The following is a 15,642-nucleotide window of genomic DNA, read 5'->3' as shown; positions in this document are numbered from 1 at the left end:
TTCACTTTCTGCCCGATGATGCGAAAAACGCCAGCGCCCATGCAGCGCCGGCTCTGCAGGATCGCGCCCGCGGTCCGCCGAACCAAGGAGACACGCCATGCGTACCTGTACGCTGTCCGCCGCCGCGCCCTGTCGCCGGAGCGGATCATGAACGCCCCCGAGCAGCCCATCCAATTCGCCCCGCGCTGGCAGGACGACGGATCCCACCGCATCCCCTTCGGCGTCTATACCGATGCCGCCCTGCATCAGCGGGAAATGGAGCGCTTCTTCTACCGCGCGCACTGGAGCTACGTGGGCCTGGAGGCCGAGATCCCCAACCCGGGCGACTTCAAGCGCACCGCGGTGGGCGAACGCTCCGTCATCCTGCTGCGCGACAACGACGGCCAGGTGCGCGTGGTGGAAAACGTGTGCGCCCACCGCGGCGTGCAGTTCTGCCGCGAACGTTCCGGCAACCGCAGCGAATTCGTCTGTCCTTACCACCAGTGGAACTATGACCTGCAGGGCAACCTGATCGGCGTGCCGTTCCGCCGCGGCGTCAAGCAGGACGGCAAGGTCAACGGCGGCATGCCGCCCGATTTCAAGCCGGAAGAACATGGCCTGACCAAGCTGGCCGTGGCCTGCCGCAACGGCGTGGTGTTCGCCTCGTTCGATCACGATGTCGAGCCGCTGGAGGACTATCTGGGGCCGGACATCCTGCACTACTTCGACCGCGTCTTCGACGGCCGCGAACTGGTGATCCACGGCTACAGCCGCCAGCGCATCCCCGGCAACTGGAAGCTGATGCAGGAGAACATCAAGGATCCCTACCATCCGGGCCTGCTGCACACCTGGTTCGTCACCTTCGGCCTGTGGCGGGCCGACAACCGCTCCGAGCTGAAGATGGACCGGCACTTGCGCCACGCCGCCATGATCTCGACCCGCGGCCAGGGCGGCAAGGGCAGCGTGACCAGCGGCGTGTCCAGCTTCAAGGAACAGATGTCGCTGAACGACGACCGCTTCCTCGATATCGTGCCGGAGCCCTGGTGGAACGGCCCCACCGCCGTGCTGATGACGCTGTTCCCCAGCGTCATCATCCAGCAGCAGGTGAACTCGCTGTCCACGCGCCACATCCAGCCCGTGGGCCACGACGCCTTCGATTTCGTGTGGACGCATTTCGGCTTCGCCGACGATACGCCCGAGATGACGCGCCGCCGGCTGCGCCAGGCCAATCTGTTCGGCCCGGCGGGCTTCGTGTCGGCGGACGACGGCGAGGTCATCGAGTTCTCGCAATCGGGCTTCGAGCAGAAGCCCTGGCACCGCAGCGTGGCGGAACTGGGCGGCAAGACCGCCGAAAACACCGACCACATGGTCACGGAAACGCTGATCCGCGGCATGTACGCGTACTGGCGCCGGGTCATGGAGGCCTGACGATGCTGGACTTTCACCTCTACTACCAACTGACCTGCCTGTACAACGACTACGCCGCCGCGCTGGACGCTGAGGAATGGGAAAAGTGGCCCGATTTCTTCCTGGAAGACTGCGTGTACAAGGTACTGCCGCGCGAGAACCACGAGCGCGGCTATCCGCTGGCGACCATGTCCTTCGAAAGCCGCGGCATGCTGAAGGACCGCATCTACGGCGCCACCGACACCATCTTCCACGATCCCTACTACCAGCGCCATGTGGTGGGCGCGCCGCGCGTGCTGTCGGTGCAGGGCGACCGCATCGAGTCCGAGGCCAACTACGCCGTGTTCCGCACCAAGCCCAGCCAGTTGACCACGGTATTCAACGTGGGCCGCTACCTGGATGTGGTCCGGCTCGGTCCGGACGGGCTCAAATTCGAATCGCGGCTCTGCATCTTCGACAGCGAGCTGGTGCCGAATTCGCTTATCTATCCCATCTGAACAAGGAAACGACAGCAATGAGCACGCAATGGATCAAGGCCATCGCGCGGGACGAGGTGCCTGAAGACGACGTCATCGCGGTGCAGGCCGGCGGCCGCGAGATCGCGCTGTATGGCGTGGACGGCGAGGTCTACGCCACCGCCAACCTCTGTACGCACGGCAATGCGCGGCTGTGCGACGGCTTTCTGATGGGGCATGAGATCGAATGCCCGCTGCATCAGGGGCGCTTCGACGTGCGTGACGGGCGCGCGCTCTGTTCGCCGCTGCGCGAGAACATTGCCACCTATCCGGTCAGGATCGAGGACGGCGTGGTATTCGTGGCGCTGTAGCGCCATTGTCAGACCGCGAGGCGCAGCGCCTCGTTCGCGGCCGCCATGCCCATGGCGGCCGTGACGGTCACGACCGAGCCGTAGCCGGCGCAGGACAGGCCCTGCGGCGCCAGGGTTTCTCCAGAGGCGCCCATGTCGTCCTCGCCTTCGGTGGGGCGGGTCCAGGCGTCGGGCAGGATGGCGGGCTGGTCGAACCACAGGGCGTGGATACCCATTTTCGGCACGCGCTTCAAGGCCTTGCCGTTCTGGTCGGAAGCCCGCGGAAAGCCATGCTCGCGGCGCAGCTTGTTGCGCAACTTGGACAGCAGCGCGTCGTTGACCGCGGCCGACAGGTCGCCGGCGCGCAGGGCCAGCGGATCGGTCTTGCCGCCCGCGCCGCCGCACAACAGCATGGGCACGCCGATTTCGCGCGCATGCAGGATCATCGCGATCTTGGCGGCGGCCTGGTCGGTGCAGTCGATGATGACGGAGTACGGGCCGGGCAGGACCTGGGCGACGTTCTCGGGCGAAACGAAATCATCCACCCGCGTCAGCCGGCACTCCGGATTGATCGCCAGCACGCGTTCGGCCATGGCATCGACCTTGGACTGGCCCAGCGTCTCGGTCAGCGCATGGATCTGGCGGTTGACGTTGGATTCGGCAATGTGGTCCAGGTCGATGAGCGTCAACGCCCCTACCCCGCAGCGCGCCAGGGCCTCGACGGTCCAGGAACCTACGCCGCCCAGGCCGGCGACCGCCACATGGGCGTTGCGCAGGCGGGTCGGGGCTTCGGGGCCGTAGAGGCGGGAGAGGCTGCCGAAGCGGCGGTCGAGGTCGGCGGTGGGGTCGGGGGTGTTCATGAGGGCGTATTTTATTGCAGGCGGATGGTTGGGTTCTTAAGACGCCTGGCACGGCGGCGGCCGGGGTGGCGCGGGGCAACGATTGCGGTCCGGAGCCTTCGCTCCGGACTTCCCCGTCGTCATCCTCGTCACCGCCTCCGGCGGTTCCTTCGGATTCCCTCGGGCTTATCGACGCCCCGCGCCACCCCGGCCGCCGCCGCGCCAGGCTCCGCTTATTGAATCTTGCTGGCCGCTGGGACGGGTGGTGTGCTTGACGTTCTTCTCCCCGACGAGGAAGAGAGAAAGGTCTTGCAGGGACGCCAAAGACGGCCGCGCGGGCGGCCTTCTTTGGCATATGGATATCGTTAGTCGTGCGAGAGACGCTGCGCGCTGACGCAGGCCCACGCTCATATGCAGCTCGTCGACCAACAACGCTTCCTGCTCGAGCACGGACGATCATCAGCGCGCAGCGCCATCACAAATCGCAAGACACCGCGTAAGCCCCAATAGGCCGCCCGGGCGGCCTATTGGGGCGAGCATCGTAAGACCTTCGCCCACCCCCACCGTCCGCGAGAACCCTACGAAGTCCGGTCACCCCAGCTGACGTCAAGTTTCCAAAGCGGAGCCTGGCGCCTTAAGAACCCGCCGCCGCACCGCCAGCAGACTCAGCATCATCCCCACCGAGCGCCTGATAAACCGCCACCTGATTCACCAAGCGATTCAACATATTCTCATCCCGCGAAACCTCAGCCACCCGCCGCTTCTCCTGCGCATCCAGCCAATCCTTCAGCGGCACGGCCCCCGCCCGGTAGCGCACTTCGTACAGCCGCTCGGCCTCGCGCGCCGCGCGCAGAGATGCATCCAGCTGTTCCGCCTGCAAGCGCAGTTGCGTGCGATTGGACAACGCGTTCTCCACGTCCGCCATCGCCTGGTACAGCGCCTGCCGGAAATTCACCACGCGCTCTTCGTAGTCGGCCTTGGAGATCTTGATGTTGAGCTGCATCTGGTTCCATTGCAGGAACGGCAGCGTCAGCGCCGCCCCCAGCGAGCCTACCGGGTTCTTCAGAACGTCGGACAGCGAGGGACTCGAGCTTCCCAAGGCGCCGGTCAGCGTCAATGGCGGATAGAAGCTGGCGCGGGTCGCGTCGACGGTGGACAGGGACTGGCGCAGGCGCAGTTCGGCGGCGCGCAGGTCGGGACGGCGGCCCAGCAGGTCGGCCGGCACGCCGGCGCGCGCTTGCGGCAAGGGATAGCCCGGCAACCGCGCCGGGTCGGCCATCATGCGGTCCGGCGGGCCGTCGAACAGGATGGTCAGCGCGTTGGCGTACTCCACGCGCTGCTGCACCAGCAGCGTATGCGCGGCTTCCTGGCTGGCCACGGTCTGTTCGGCCTCGGCCATTTCCAGCGCCGACGCGCCGCCCGCCGCGTACTGCGCCCGCACCAGATCCTGCGTCTTGCGCGCGTAGGCGATGCTCTCGGCGCTGCTGGCGATGCGCTGGTTGATGAAGGCGGTCTGCCAGTACAGCGTGGCGGTAGTGCCCACCAGGGACAGCGCGGCGCTCTGCCGGTCCTGCTCGGTCGCCAGAGCGTCCCATTGCGCCGCGTCGCGCTGGCTGGACAGCTTGCCCCACAGATCCGCTTCGTAGCTGACGGTCAACTGCACGGCGTTGGTCCGGGTAATGGCGCGATCGCCATACAGGTTGCGGTTGCGCGTCACATCGGCATTGCCGCCCAGTTGCGGCAGCAGCTTGTCCTCGGTGATTCCAGCCTGGTACTGCGCCCGGCGCACGCGGATCGCGGCTGCGGCCAGGTCGTTGTTGCGCGCCAGCGCGGCGTCGACCAGGCCGTTGAGCGTCGGGTCGTTGAAATTGCGCCACCACTCGCCGCCATCGGCCAGCGGCCCGGCCTGGAAATCGCCGGCAGGCGCATGGGTCCAGGCCGCGGGGGTGGACGTCAGCGGCCGTTCGTAGTCCGTATGCAGCAGGCTGCCGCAGCCGGCCAAGGCCAGCAGCAACGCCAGGGCGGCGGGTTTGCAGATCAGGGAAACCGCTTTCATCTTCCTCATTCCCGGGCCAGGGCCTCGACGGGATCCAGACGCGCCGCATTGCGCGCCGGCAAATAGCCAAAAAGCACACCGATCAAGGTCGAGCAGCTGAACGCCGCCACCATCGATGTCGTGGAATAGATCATCTGGAACGACCCGCGCGTCGCCTTGGAAACCAGCACGCCCAGCCCCAGCGACAGCACGATGCCGATGGCGCCGCCTATCAGGCACACCAGCACCGCTTCAATCAGGAACTGCTGCATGATGTCGCTGCGCCGCGCCCCCACCGCCATGCGCACGCCGATCTCGCGGGTACGCTCGGTCACGGAAACCAGCATGATGTTCATGACCCCGATGCCGCCCACCATCAGCGAGATGAGCGCAATCATGGACACCAGCAGCGTCATGGTCGCGGTGGTGCGTTCGATGGTCTTGCGGATCGCGTCCGTGTTGAACACGAAGAAATCCTTGGTCACGTGGCGCCGCGTCAGCACGCGCACGATGGCCTGTTCCGCCGCGGCGGGCGGCGAAGCGTCATTGACGCGCACCGTGATGCTCTTCAGATGCTGCTGGCCCAGCACGCGCGACAGCGCCGTGGTGTAGGGAACCCAGACGTTCAACGAGTCGTTGCTGCCGAAGACGGTTTCCTTCTTTTGCGTCACCCCGATCACGCGCGCCGGCATCGATCCCAGAAATACGACTTGCCCGATGGGCTCGGTATGCGAACCGAACAGCTTGCGCCGGGTGGCGTCATCGATCACCACTTCCTGCGCGCGCCGCAACACGCTGGTTTCGTCGAAGAACTTGCCCTGGGCCAGCTTGATGGCGCGCACGCGGAAATATTGCTCGCCCACGCCCTGGATCACGCCGGTCACCGACACGTTGCGATAGCGCAGCGTGTTGCTGGTCGAGACTTCCGGCGTGACGCTGTCCACGTAGGACTCGCGCGCCAGGGCGTCGGCGTCGGCCGGCACCAGGGTGCGGATATTCACGGCCTTCTCGTCGCCGAAGTCCTTGCCCGGAAAGATCTCCACCGTGTTGGTGCCGATTTCGCTGATGTCGTCCAGGATCTTGCGGCGCGAGCCTTCGCCCAGCGCCACCACCGACACCACGGCCGCGATGCCGATGATGATGCCCAGCATCGTCAGCGAGGTGCGCAGCCGGTGCGCGTTCATGGCCAATAGCGCCATGCGCAGCGCCTCGCGGCAACGGTCCAGGTAAGCCTGCCAGACGGGCCGCGCGGCCAGCGCCGGCGCGTCTTCCTTGATGCGCTCGGTCCGCGGCGCGTCGGGATTGCGCTTGTCGGCGACGATCTCGCCGTCGCTGATCTCGATGATGCGCTGGGCGTGGCGCGCCACGTTCATGTCGTGCGTGACGATGATGATGGTATGGCCAGCCGCGTTCAGTTCTTCCAGGATGCGCAGCACCTCCTGGCCGGTGTGCGTGTCCAGCGCGCCGGTCGGCTCGTCGGCCAGGATGATGTCACCGCCATTCATCAGCGCGCGCGCGATGCTGACGCGCTGCTGCTGGCCGCCCGACAGCTGCCCGGGCCGGTGCCCGGTCCTGTCGCCCAGGCCCAGCCGCCGCAGCAATTCGTCGGCACGCGCCAGGCGCGCCTCGCGCCGCTTGCCGGCGTAGACGGCCGGCACCTCGACGTTGCCCTGCGCGGTCAGGTCCGACAGCAGGTGGTAACGCTGGAAGATGAAGCCGAAGTGCTCGCGGCGCAGTTCGGCCAGTTCGTCCGGGTCCAGCTCGCCCGTGCTGCGGCCGTCAACCCGGTACTCGCCGCGGGTGGGACGGTCCAGGCAGCCCAGGATGTTCATGAGCGTGGACTTGCCCGACCCGGACGCGCCCACGATCGCCACCATCTCGCCGGACTCGATGGCCAGGTTGATGTCCTTCAGGACCGCGATGGTCTGCTCGCCCGCGGGAAACTCGCGGCGCACGCCCTTAAGCGAGATCAGAGGCCCGCTCATGTCAGGCTCCCGGCGCGGCGGCCGGCGCGGCATCCGCCGACACGACGCGCTCGCCCACCTCCAGCCCTTCCAGCACCTGCGCCTGGACGTTGTTGTTCATGCCTATCCTGACCTGGCGCGTTTCGGTCTTGTTGTCCTTCAGGACCACGCGCACGGCGTAGCGGCCGTCCTGGCCGCGCTTGCCCAGCGCCGAGGCCGGCACCACCACCGTGTCCTTGGCCTCGCCCAGCACGATGAAGACCTGGGCGGTCATGGAGATGCGCAGCTTCTCGTCCGGGTTGGGCACGTCGAACAGGCCGTTGTAGTAGACGGCGGCGGTGGTGGAGCTGCCGCTGGCCGATCCGGTCAGGGAAGACGTCGCGTCGTCCTTCTGCACCGAATCCGGCGCCGGTTCCACCGCGCGCAACTGGGCGCGGTAGCGCTCGTCGGGCTCGCCCAGGATGGTGAAGTACACCGGCAAGCCCGGCTTCACGCGGGTGACGTCGGCTTCCGAGATCTGCGCCTTGATGGTCATGGTGTCGACCTGAGCCACTTTGATGATGGTGGGCGCGCTCTGGATGGAGTTGACGGTCTGGCCTTCCTTGGTCACCACCGCGACCACCATGCCGTCGATGGGCGAGACGATGCGGGTGTAGCCCAGGTTGACGCGGGCGGTGTCGACCTGGATCTCGGCCTGCGCGATCTGCGCGTCCAGCGAGGCGATCTCGGCGCGGGTCACGCCCAGCGTCGCCTCGGCGCTCTCGTAGGCCTCGCGCGAACTGGCGTCGGCCGCCAGCATCTGCCGCTGGCGGCGGAAGGCCAGCTCGGCCTGCTTCAGCGTGGCGACCTTGGCGGCCCGCTCGGCGCGGCGGGTCTGCAGGGCGGCCTCGGCGTTGCGCAGCTCGTTCTGCTGGGTCATGTCGTCGATCTCGGCCACCAGCTGGCCCTTTTTGACGCGGTCGCCCAGCGCCACCTTCAGGGACTTCAGCTGGCCGGTGGCCTGGGCGCCGACGCTGACGCGTTCGATGGCGTCGATGGTGCCGCTGGCCAGCACGCTGTCTTCAAGATCGGCGCGCGTGACCTCGGCCACCGCGAAAGTGGGCGGCGGCGGCGCGGAGAAGAACGCGGCGCGCACGCCGAACACGGCTAACAGGAGCAAAACGGCGATCAGGGAGTAGCGCTTGAACTTGCTGCGGGACTTTTTCATTGAACCTGCCGGATGTAGCGCCGGCTATCGGGCCGGCGCCCGTATTGCGAATTGCGGACCAGGCAAGCGACCTTGCCCACGATGCTTGCTCATCCTAAACGTGTCGTCCGTCGGAACCATCGACGATCTGTGGCAAAACGGTGAAAAACAGTAAAGCGGGCCGGAACGTCAAGGTCCGCGTGATTGTTCCGTTGCATGAACGATACAACGCTTTGTCCGTCACTCGCGAAAGCCCTTGCCCGTAGATGCGGCGAACGTGCCGCCATCTTGCGCCATAAGCATGCGAGTTCGCCCCTAGATAGTCGCCATCATGCGATTGGCGCCAATATGCGTTTGCGGCGCTGCAAAACAGCCACGCCTCGACATAGGGCGACGATATGGCCAGAATGAACGCAGTTAAGCCGTATCCGTGTCCACTTCTCATAGATCCCCCTCTTCGTCACCCAGTTCCCCAGAGTTTTCCGGGGCGGTGCTTTTGTGCCTCCTGGCCATGATGAACCACGTGGCGCTCACAGGGGGACGGATCACCGTCTCACTCACCGCGCTGCAGATGGGGCTGTCGACCTTCAAGGTGGGCACGCTGGTTGCGGTGTTCGCGGTACTGCCCATGCTGTTCTCGGTGCGCGCCGGCCGCTGGGTCGACCGGGTCGGCATCGTGCGGCCGCTGGTCATCGGCACGGCCCTGGTCGCCTCCGGGACCGCGCTACCTTTCATCTCCCAGACCCAGTTCGCCCTGCTGATTGCCTCCTGTTGCATCGGTATCGGCTTCATGTTGCATCAGGTCGCCACGCAGGATCTGCTGGGCCACGCCGAACCGGCGCAGCGGCTGCGCAATTTTTCCTTCATGTCGCTGGCGCTGGCGGGGTCCGGATTCTCGGGCCCGCTGATCGCCGGGCTGGCCATCGACCATCTGGGCACGCGCCTGGCCTTCGGCCTGCTGACCTTGGGTCCGCTGATTTCGGCGGGCGGGCTTTATGTGTTGCGTCACCAATTGAAGGCAGTGGATTCGCAGCTGTCAGGCAAAAAAGAGGCCGAAAAGCGGCGCGTTACCGAATTGCTGGAAGTGCCGGCATTGCGCCGCATATTGATGGTCAATACGATTTTGTCCGGCGCGTGGGACACCCATTTGTTCGTCGTGCCCATTTTCGGCGTCGCCATCGGCCTGTCAGCGACCACGATCGGCATCATTCTTGCGTCCTTCGCGGCGGCTACTTTCGTTATCCGCCTGATATTGCCCTTCATCCAGCGCCGCGTGCGGTCCTGGACGCTGGTGCGGGTAGCGATGGCGACAGCAGCCATCGATTTCATGCTTTACCCGCTGTTCACCGACGTTAACGTCCTGATCGTGCTGTCTTTCATCCTCGGTCTGGCCTTGGGCTGCTGCCAGCCGAGCATGCTCTCGCTGCTGCACCAGCATTCTCCGCCAGGCCGCGCCGCCGAGGCCGTGGGCCTGCGGATGGCCCTGATCAACGGCTCGCAGGTGTCCCTGCCGTTGACCTTCGGCGCGCTCGGTGCGGTAATTGGCGTTGCCCCCCTCTTCTGGGCGTATTCCGTGGCCTTGATGGCCGGAGGCTGGGCCAACCGCAATCCCCCGATCGAATCTGAACGCAAAGCGTAGCCGTGAACATGCTGTCCTCTCCTCCCGCCGCCAGCAATTCCGGCGCCAGCCTGCCCTTTCGTCTTTGGACTGCGCAAGAGCGGCAGGAATCGCTGGACGAGGCCCTGCGCCACTGGCAATCGGGCGAAGACGTGTGGGTCTACGGCTACGGTTCCCTGATCTGGCGGCCCGACTTCGATTTCGTCGAGCGCCGGCTGGCGACCCTGCGCGGCCACCACCGGGCGCTATGCCTGTGGTCGCGGGTCAACCGCGGCACCCCGGAATGCCCGGGTTTGGTATTCGGCCTGGACCGGGGAGGCTCCTGCCGCGGCGTGGTCTACCGCCTGGCGGGCGACCAGGTGCCGACCTATTTCCCCGCGCTCTGGGAGCGCGAGATGTCCACCGGCGCCTATCTGCCCCGCTGGATCAACTGCGCCACCGATACCGGCACCGTGCGGGCGCTGGTCTTCATCATGAACCGGGACAATCCGGCCTACATCCGCGCCCTGCCCGAGCCCGAGCTGCTGGCCATCGTGCGCCGCGCCGCCGGCCGCTATGGCCCTTGCACCGAATATGTGGTGCAGACCGCCCAGGCGCTGCGCGCCGCCGGCATCCATGACGCCCGCCTGGACGCCATCGCGCGCCGGCTGGAGCTGGACGCGCACACGCTGCCGGAAGGCGCCTGAGGCCCGGCCTCGGGAAATCTTGCCTGCGCCCTGAGCGGGGTCAATAAGGGTACCGCCTTCCAGGCGGTATAAACTCCTTGTTATCAACGCTGAACTACTAGCCCCATGTCCGTCTCTGATCTGCGTCAAAGCTACGACAAGAACGTGCTGCTCGAAGGCCAGGCTGCCGCCTCCCCGTTCGAGCAGTTCACCCGCTGGTTCGACGAGGCCCTGGCCGCCAAGGTCCCCGAACCCAACGCCATGACCCTGGCCACGGTGGACGCCAGCGGCCAGCCCAGCGCGCGCATCGTCCTGATCAAGGGCTTCGATGAGCGCGGGTTCACGTTCTTCACCAATTACGAATCCCGCAAGGGCCTGGACCTGCAGGCCGAGCCGCGCGCCAGCCTGCTGTTCTTCTGGCAGCCGCTGGAGCGCCAGGTCCGCATCGAAGGCGTGGTCGAAAAAGTGGCCGGCGACGAGTCGGACGCCTACTACCACAGCCGGCCCGCCGGTTCGCGCATCGGCGCCTGGGCCTCGCGCCAGAGCCAGCCCATCACCCGTGAAGAGCTGGAAGCCCGCGAACAGGAATTCCGCGAGCGCTTCGGCGAACAGCCGCCGCGCCCGCCGCACTGGGGCGGCTACCGCCTGAAGCCCACCGCCTTCGAATTCTGGCAAGGCCGGCCTTCGCGCCTGCATGACCGCCTGCGCTATGTCGCCGACGGCCAGGCCTGGAAGATCGAACGCCTGTCGCCTTGATGCCGGGCGCCTCGCGCCTGCCCCCAATTAACGATTGCATGACCGCCTCCTCCCCTGATTTTGACGCCGCCTTTTTCCGCACCGCGCTGGGCCGTTACGCCACGGGCGTGACGGTCGTGACGACCGCCGACCCCGATGGCGCGCCCATCGGCCTGACGGTCAGCTCCTTCAATTCCGTGTCGCTGAACCCGCCGCTGGTGCTGTGGAGCCTGTCGCGCAGTTCGTCGTCGCTGGCGGCCTTCGAGCAGTGCGAGCGCTACGTCGTCAACGTACTGGGCGCGGAGCAGATCGCGCTGGCGCGCCGCTTCGCCACCGGCAAGACGCCGGACCGCTACGCCGGGCTGACGGTGCACCACGCGCCGGGCGGCACGCCCATGCTGGACGGCCATTGCGCCGCCTGGTTCGAATGCCACAACCGCAGCCGCTACGTCGAGGGCGACCACGTCATCATGGTGGGCGAAGTGGAGCGCTGCGGCCATAGCGGCGAGCCGCCGCTGGTCTTCCATGCCGGCGGTTTCGACCTGACCCCGGCAGGCGCCCGTTCGGAAAGGAAAACGCCATGAGCGTGGATGTGGATTGCGTCGTCATCGGCGCGGGCGTGGTGGGCCTGGCGATCGCGCGCGCGCTGGCCCAGTCCGGACGCGAGGTGTTGGTGGCGGAAGCCACCGAGGCCATCGGCACCGGCACCAGCTCGCGCAACTCCGAAGTCATACACGCCGGCATCTACTACCCGGCGGGCAGCCTCAAGGCGCGCCTCTGCGTGCGCGGCAAGCACCTGCTTTATTCCTATTGCGCCGAACGCGGCGTGCCCTATAAACGCCTGGGCAAGCTCATCGTCGCCACCGACACCGAGCAGGCCGCGCAACTCGAAGGCATCGCCCAGCGCGCCCGCGCCAACGGCGTCGACGATCTGCAATTCATCTCCGGCGAGGACGCCATGCGCCTGGAGCCCGCGCTGCGCTGCGCCGCGGCGCTGTCCTCGCCGTCCACCGGCATCGTCGACAGCCATGCGTTGATGCTCTCGTTCCAGGGCGACGCCGAAAACGCAGGCGCCCAGTGCGTCTTCCACACGCCGCTGGAGTCGGCCCGCGTCCGTCCCGAGGGCGGCTTCGAGCTGCAATTCGGCGGCGACGACGCCATGACCCTGAGCTGCAACGTGCTGATCAATTCCGCCGGCCTGCACGCGCCGGCGCTGGCGCGCCGCATCGAGGGCCTGCCCGCGTCCAGCATCCCCCAGGATTACCTGTGCAAGGGCAGCTATTTCACGCTGTCTGGCCGCGCGCCGTTCTCGCGCCTGATCTACCCGGTGCCGCAGCATGCCGGCCTGGGCGTGCACCTGACGCTGGATCTGGGCGGCCAGGCCAAGTTCGGCCCCGACACCGAATGGGTCAAAACCGAGGACTACACGCTGGACCCGGCCCGCGCCGAAGTCTTCTACGAGGCCGTGCGCAGCTATTGGCCGGCCCTGCCCGATGACGCGCTGGCGCCCGGCTACACCGGCATCCGCCCCAAGATCTCCGGCCCGCACGAGCCCGCGGCCGATTTCGTCATCGCCGGCCCGGCCGCGCATGGCGTGCCCGGCCTGGTGAACCTGTTCGGCATAGAATCCCCGGGGCTGACGTCCAGCCTGGCCCTGGCCGAAGAGACCCTGGCCCGTCTGAACGGATGATCTCCACGCCCTGCATGCCGCGCGTGGCGCCATCAATAAATACTGTCACCTTTTCTCCTTTTTCTCCTGTCCCTGAACCATGCAGCACAACGACTACATCCTGACCCTGTCCTGCCCCGACCGCACGGGCATCGTGTACCGCGTCAGCGGCCTGTTGTTCGAATTGGGCTGCAACATCCTGGATTCGCAGCAGTTCGGCGACGAAGAGACCGGCCGCTTCTTCCTGCGCGTGCACTTCGACGTGCCGGCGGGCGTGTCCGTGGATGATTTGCGAGCGCGGCTGGACGGCATGTCCGCCGAGTACGGCATGGAGCTGAAGCTGCATGACGCCCGCCGCAAGGAACGCCTGCTGATCATGGTCAGCAAGCAGGGGCACTGCCTGAACGACCTGCTGTTCCGCGTGCATAGCGGCCATCTGCATGCCGAAGTAGCCGTCATCGTCTCGAATCACAACGACTACGCCAGCCTGGCCGCTTCCTACGGCATCCCGTTCCACTACCTGCCGGTCACCGCCGACACCAAGGCGGAACAGGAAAAGCAGGTGCTGGCCCTGGTCGATCAGGAAGGCATCGACCTGGTGGTGCTGGCCCGCTACATGCAGATCCTGTCGGAAGACATGTGCCGCGCGCTGAACGGCCGCGCCATCAACATCCACCACAGCTTCCTGCCCAGCTTCAAGGGCGCCCGTCCCTACCACCAGGCGCATGCGCGCGGCGTCAAGATCATCGGCGCCACCGCCCACTACGTGACCTCGGACCTGGACGAAGGCCCCATCATCGACCAGGACATCGAACGCGTGGACCACACGATGACCGCCCAGGACCTGACCCAGGTCGGCAGCGACATCGAATCCCTGGTGCTGTCGCGCGCCGTGCGCAGCCACGTCGAGCACCGCATCCTGCTCAACCGCAACAAGACCGTCGTCTTCCGCTAGGGAGATGGGGGCTCCCAGGCCCCCACCAACCGTCTAACCGCCCTCGGCCTCCAGCGCCAGGGCGGCAGCCGTGGCGCTCGCCACGTCGGGCTGCAGATGACCTTGCAACCGCTTGTACAGGCCGACGCGGCGCACGATGTCCTGCGGCTGCCCCATCAGGCCCGAGACGATCAGCGCCACGCCACGCGTCTCGCACGCCTTGCTCAGTGCTTCGAGCGCTTCGGCGCCGGTCGAATCCACGTAGATCACGTTCTTCAGGTCCAGCACCAGCGCGCGGGCCGGCAGGCGGTCTTCCAGCGATTCCACCAGCTTGGTCGCGCCGAAGAAGACGGTGCCGTACAGGCGCCAGACCTCGATCTTTCCATCCATGCCAGCCAGCAAGGGCTGCTCGGCGGCCGTGATGCGCTCGGCGCGCGACAGGCTGGAGATGCGGTAAATGAAGGTCAGGCAGGCGGCGAAAATGCCGAATTCGACCGCGACCGTCAGGTCGAAGACCACCGTCAGCACGAACACCGACACCAGCGTGATCCGGTACGGCAGCCGGTAGCTCTTGAGCCGCGCGAACTCGCGCCATTCGCCCATGTTCCAGGCCACGAACATCAGGATGGCCGCCAGGGTGGCCAGCGGTATCGAGGCCGCCAGGGGCGCCGCTGCCAGCATCACCACGAGCAGCACCAGCGCGTGCACCATGCCCGCGACGGGGCTGGTGGCGCCGCTTTTCACATTGGTCACGGTGCGCGCAATCGTGCCCGTGGCCGGCATGCCGCCGAAGAACGGCGTGACGAAGTTGGCGACGCCCTGGGCCATCAGCTCCTGGTTGGGGTCGTGCCGGTCGCCTATCATGCCGTCGGCTACCCGCGCGCACAGCAGCGACTCGATGGCGCCCAGCACCGCAAGCGTGATGGTGGGCATGAGCAGGAAGCGGGCCGACTCCCAACTGAACGCAGGCAACGTGAAATCCGGCAGCGCGGCCGGAATGCCGCCGAAGCGGCTGCCGATGGTTTCCACGGGCAGGCCGAACACTGCCACCGCCGCGGTCGCCAGCACCAGCGCGATGATCGAGCCCGGCACGCGGGCCAGCCTGGCCGCCCGCTGGCCGCCCCATTTAGGCAGCCAGCGCTGCCAGCCGACGATCACCGCCAGCGACAGCAGCGCGATGCCGGCCGCCCAGGGATTCAGCGAGGACAGATGGCTGCCCAGCGCGCCCAGGATGCCGAAGAAGTCGCCCGGCATCTTGGGGATCGCCAGGCCCAGGAAATCCTTGACCTGCGACAGCGCGATCAGCACCGCGATGCCGTTGGTGAAGCCGATGATCACCGCCACGGGGATGAAACGCACCAGCGTGCCCAGCCTGAGCAGCCCCATCACGAACAGCAGCACGCCGGACAGCGCCGTGGCGATGATCAGATTGGCCACGCCGTACTGCTGCACGATGTCGTAAACGATGACGATGAAGGCGCCCGCCGGTCCGCCGATCTGCACCCGGCTGCCACCCAGCAGGGCGATCAGGAAGCCCGCGATGATGGAAGTGAACAGCCCGGCCTCGGGCTTGAGGCCCGACCCGATGGCGAAGGCCATGGCCAGGGGCAGCGCGACCACGGCCACGGTGAGGCCCGCGCCCAGGTCCTGGGCGAAGCGGACACGGTCGTAATCGCGCAACGCGTCGAAAAGACGCGGCTGAAACGAAAAAGGAATTTCCACGAAAGACTCCGGAGAAGCGGAACCGAAAAACCCTGCAGTGGGGTTCAGTACTTCGCCGGAGGGCCGCAATGGCGCAGCCTGGTG

General features: G+C 66.7%; 14 protein-coding genes. 9 read left to right on the top strand and 5 right to left on the bottom strand.

Features of this window, described 5'->3' with window-relative positions; translation table 11 throughout:
- Positions 1 to 147 precede the first annotated feature (147 nt).
- Genes ACM1PE_RS01010 through ACM1PE_RS01000 form a run of 3 tightly spaced genes read left to right on the top strand, consistent with a single transcriptional unit; the run spans position 148 to position 2,212 of the window.
- Positions 148 to 1,407, top strand: a complete 1,260-nt coding sequence (locus ACM1PE_RS01010) for an aromatic ring-hydroxylating dioxygenase subunit alpha (RefSeq protein WP_059371579.1) — start codon at positions 148 to 150, stop codon at positions 1,405 to 1,407.
- Between the two features lie 2 nt (positions 1,408 to 1,409).
- A complete protein-coding gene (locus ACM1PE_RS01005; RefSeq protein WP_059371578.1) occupies positions 1,410 to 1,883 on the top strand; it encodes an aromatic-ring-hydroxylating dioxygenase subunit beta in 474 nt (157 codons plus the stop codon).
- Positions 1,884 to 1,900: 17 nt separating this feature from the next.
- A complete protein-coding gene (locus ACM1PE_RS01000) occupies positions 1,901 to 2,212 on the top strand; it encodes a non-heme iron oxygenase ferredoxin subunit (protein WP_059371577.1) in 312 nt (103 codons plus the stop codon).
- A gap of 8 nt (positions 2,213 to 2,220) precedes the next feature.
- Here the strand turns inward: ACM1PE_RS01000 and ACM1PE_RS00995 are convergent, their stop codons facing one another.
- The 4 genes from ACM1PE_RS00995 to ACM1PE_RS00980 all read right to left on the bottom strand — a co-directional run bounded on the left by ACM1PE_RS00995 (position 2,221) and on the right by ACM1PE_RS00980 (position 8,236).
- Complete coding sequence (locus ACM1PE_RS00995; protein ID WP_059371576.1) at positions 2,221 to 3,051, bottom strand: tRNA threonylcarbamoyladenosine dehydratase; 831 nt, start codon at positions 3,049 to 3,051, stop codon at positions 2,221 to 2,223.
- 613 nt (positions 3,052 to 3,664) lie between these two features.
- Entirely contained in the window at positions 3,665 to 5,086 is a 1,422-nt protein-coding gene (locus ACM1PE_RS00990; RefSeq protein WP_419342366.1) for an efflux transporter outer membrane subunit, read from the bottom strand.
- Positions 5,087 to 5,091: 5 nt separating this feature from the next.
- Positions 5,092 to 7,050 (bottom strand): MacB family efflux pump subunit, encoded by a 1,959-nt coding sequence (locus ACM1PE_RS00985; protein ID WP_251877789.1) that lies wholly within the window; start codon positions 7,048 to 7,050, stop codon positions 5,092 to 5,094.
- Between the two features lies 1 nt (position 7,051).
- Positions 7,052 to 8,236 carry an efflux RND transporter periplasmic adaptor subunit gene (locus ACM1PE_RS00980; protein WP_059371574.1) on the bottom strand — a complete coding sequence of 395 codons (1,185 nt, stop codon included), beginning with the start codon at positions 8,234 to 8,236 and terminating at the stop codon, positions 7,052 to 7,054.
- 409 nt (positions 8,237 to 8,645) lie between these two features.
- Between ACM1PE_RS00980 and ACM1PE_RS00975 the strand changes: the two genes are divergently transcribed.
- The 6 genes from ACM1PE_RS00975 (at position 8,646) to purU (ending at position 13,857) form a co-directional block, all read left to right on the top strand.
- The gene (locus tag ACM1PE_RS00975; protein WP_118932384.1) at positions 8,646 to 9,854 is read left to right on the top strand and encodes an MFS transporter; all 1,209 of its coding nucleotides are present in this window, start codon (positions 8,646 to 8,648) and stop codon (positions 9,852 to 9,854) included.
- A 2-nt stretch (positions 9,855 to 9,856) separates the two neighbouring features.
- A complete protein-coding gene (locus ACM1PE_RS00970; RefSeq protein WP_419342364.1) occupies positions 9,857 to 10,519 on the top strand; it encodes a gamma-glutamylcyclotransferase in 663 nt (220 codons plus the stop codon).
- 105 nt (positions 10,520 to 10,624) lie between these two features.
- Positions 10,625 to 11,254 carry a pyridoxamine 5'-phosphate oxidase gene (gene pdxH / locus ACM1PE_RS00965; protein ID WP_059371571.1) on the top strand — a complete coding sequence of 210 codons (630 nt, stop codon included), beginning with the start codon at positions 10,625 to 10,627 and terminating at the stop codon, positions 11,252 to 11,254.
- 38 nt (positions 11,255 to 11,292) lie between these two features.
- A complete protein-coding gene (locus tag ACM1PE_RS00960; protein WP_059371570.1) occupies positions 11,293 to 11,817 on the top strand; it encodes a flavin reductase family protein in 525 nt (174 codons plus the stop codon).
- Complete coding sequence (locus ACM1PE_RS00955) at positions 11,814 to 12,923, top strand: NAD(P)/FAD-dependent oxidoreductase (protein WP_419342361.1); 1,110 nt, start codon at positions 11,814 to 11,816, stop codon at positions 12,921 to 12,923. Before ACM1PE_RS00960 ends, ACM1PE_RS00955 begins: the two co-directional genes overlap by 4 nt.
- A gap of 79 nt (positions 12,924 to 13,002) precedes the next feature.
- Positions 13,003 to 13,857, top strand: a complete 855-nt coding sequence (gene purU / locus ACM1PE_RS00950; protein ID WP_419342359.1) for a formyltetrahydrofolate deformylase — start codon at positions 13,003 to 13,005, stop codon at positions 13,855 to 13,857.
- Positions 13,858 to 13,890: 33 nt separating this feature from the next.
- Here purU and ACM1PE_RS00945 read toward each other — a convergent pair whose 3' ends face one another.
- Positions 13,891 to 15,558 (bottom strand): SulP family inorganic anion transporter, encoded by a 1,668-nt coding sequence (locus ACM1PE_RS00945; protein ID WP_419342357.1) that lies wholly within the window; start codon positions 15,556 to 15,558, stop codon positions 13,891 to 13,893.
- Positions 15,559 to 15,642: the final 84 nt, after the last annotated feature.

Source organism: Achromobacter sp. PD1 (genome assembly GCF_048541815.1).
Lineage (GTDB): Bacteria > Pseudomonadota > Gammaproteobacteria > Burkholderiales > Burkholderiaceae_B > Achromobacter > Achromobacter bronchisepticus_A.
The sequence above is the reverse complement of the archived record's forward strand: the minus strand, read 5'-3'. Positions and strand labels throughout refer to the sequence as shown.

What these genes read in the sequence shown, in the direction of transcription:
- ACM1PE_RS01010 (WP_059371579.1), top strand. Translation starts at nt 148, where the DNA reads ATGAACGCCCCCGAGCAGCCCATCCAATTCGCCCCGCGCTGGCAGGAC.
- ACM1PE_RS01005 (WP_059371578.1), top strand. Translation starts at nt 1,410, where the DNA reads ATGCTGGACTTTCACCTCTACTACCAACTGACCTGCCTGTACAACGAC.
- ACM1PE_RS01000 (WP_059371577.1), top strand. Translation starts at nt 1,901, where the DNA reads ATGAGCACGCAATGGATCAAGGCCATCGCGCGGGACGAGGTGCCTGAA.
- ACM1PE_RS00995 (WP_059371576.1), bottom strand. Translation starts at nt 3,051, where the DNA reads ATGAACACCCCCGACCCCACCGCCGACCTCGACCGCCGCTTCGGCAGC.
- ACM1PE_RS00990 (WP_419342366.1), bottom strand. Translation starts at nt 5,086, where the DNA reads ATGAAAGCGGTTTCCCTGATCTGCAAACCCGCCGCCCTGGCGTTGCTG.
- ACM1PE_RS00985 (WP_251877789.1), bottom strand. Translation starts at nt 7,050, where the DNA reads ATGAGCGGGCCTCTGATCTCGCTTAAGGGCGTGCGCCGCGAGTTTCCC.
- ACM1PE_RS00980 (WP_059371574.1), bottom strand. Translation starts at nt 8,236, where the DNA reads ATGAAAAAGTCCCGCAGCAAGTTCAAGCGCTACTCCCTGATCGCCGTT.
- pdxH (WP_059371571.1), top strand. Translation starts at nt 10,625, where the DNA reads ATGTCCGTCTCTGATCTGCGTCAAAGCTACGACAAGAACGTGCTGCTC.
- ACM1PE_RS00960 (WP_059371570.1), top strand. Translation starts at nt 11,293, where the DNA reads ATGACCGCCTCCTCCCCTGATTTTGACGCCGCCTTTTTCCGCACCGCG.
- ACM1PE_RS00955 (WP_419342361.1), top strand. Translation starts at nt 11,814, where the DNA reads ATGAGCGTGGATGTGGATTGCGTCGTCATCGGCGCGGGCGTGGTGGGC.
- purU (WP_419342359.1), top strand. Translation starts at nt 13,003, where the DNA reads ATGCAGCACAACGACTACATCCTGACCCTGTCCTGCCCCGACCGCACG.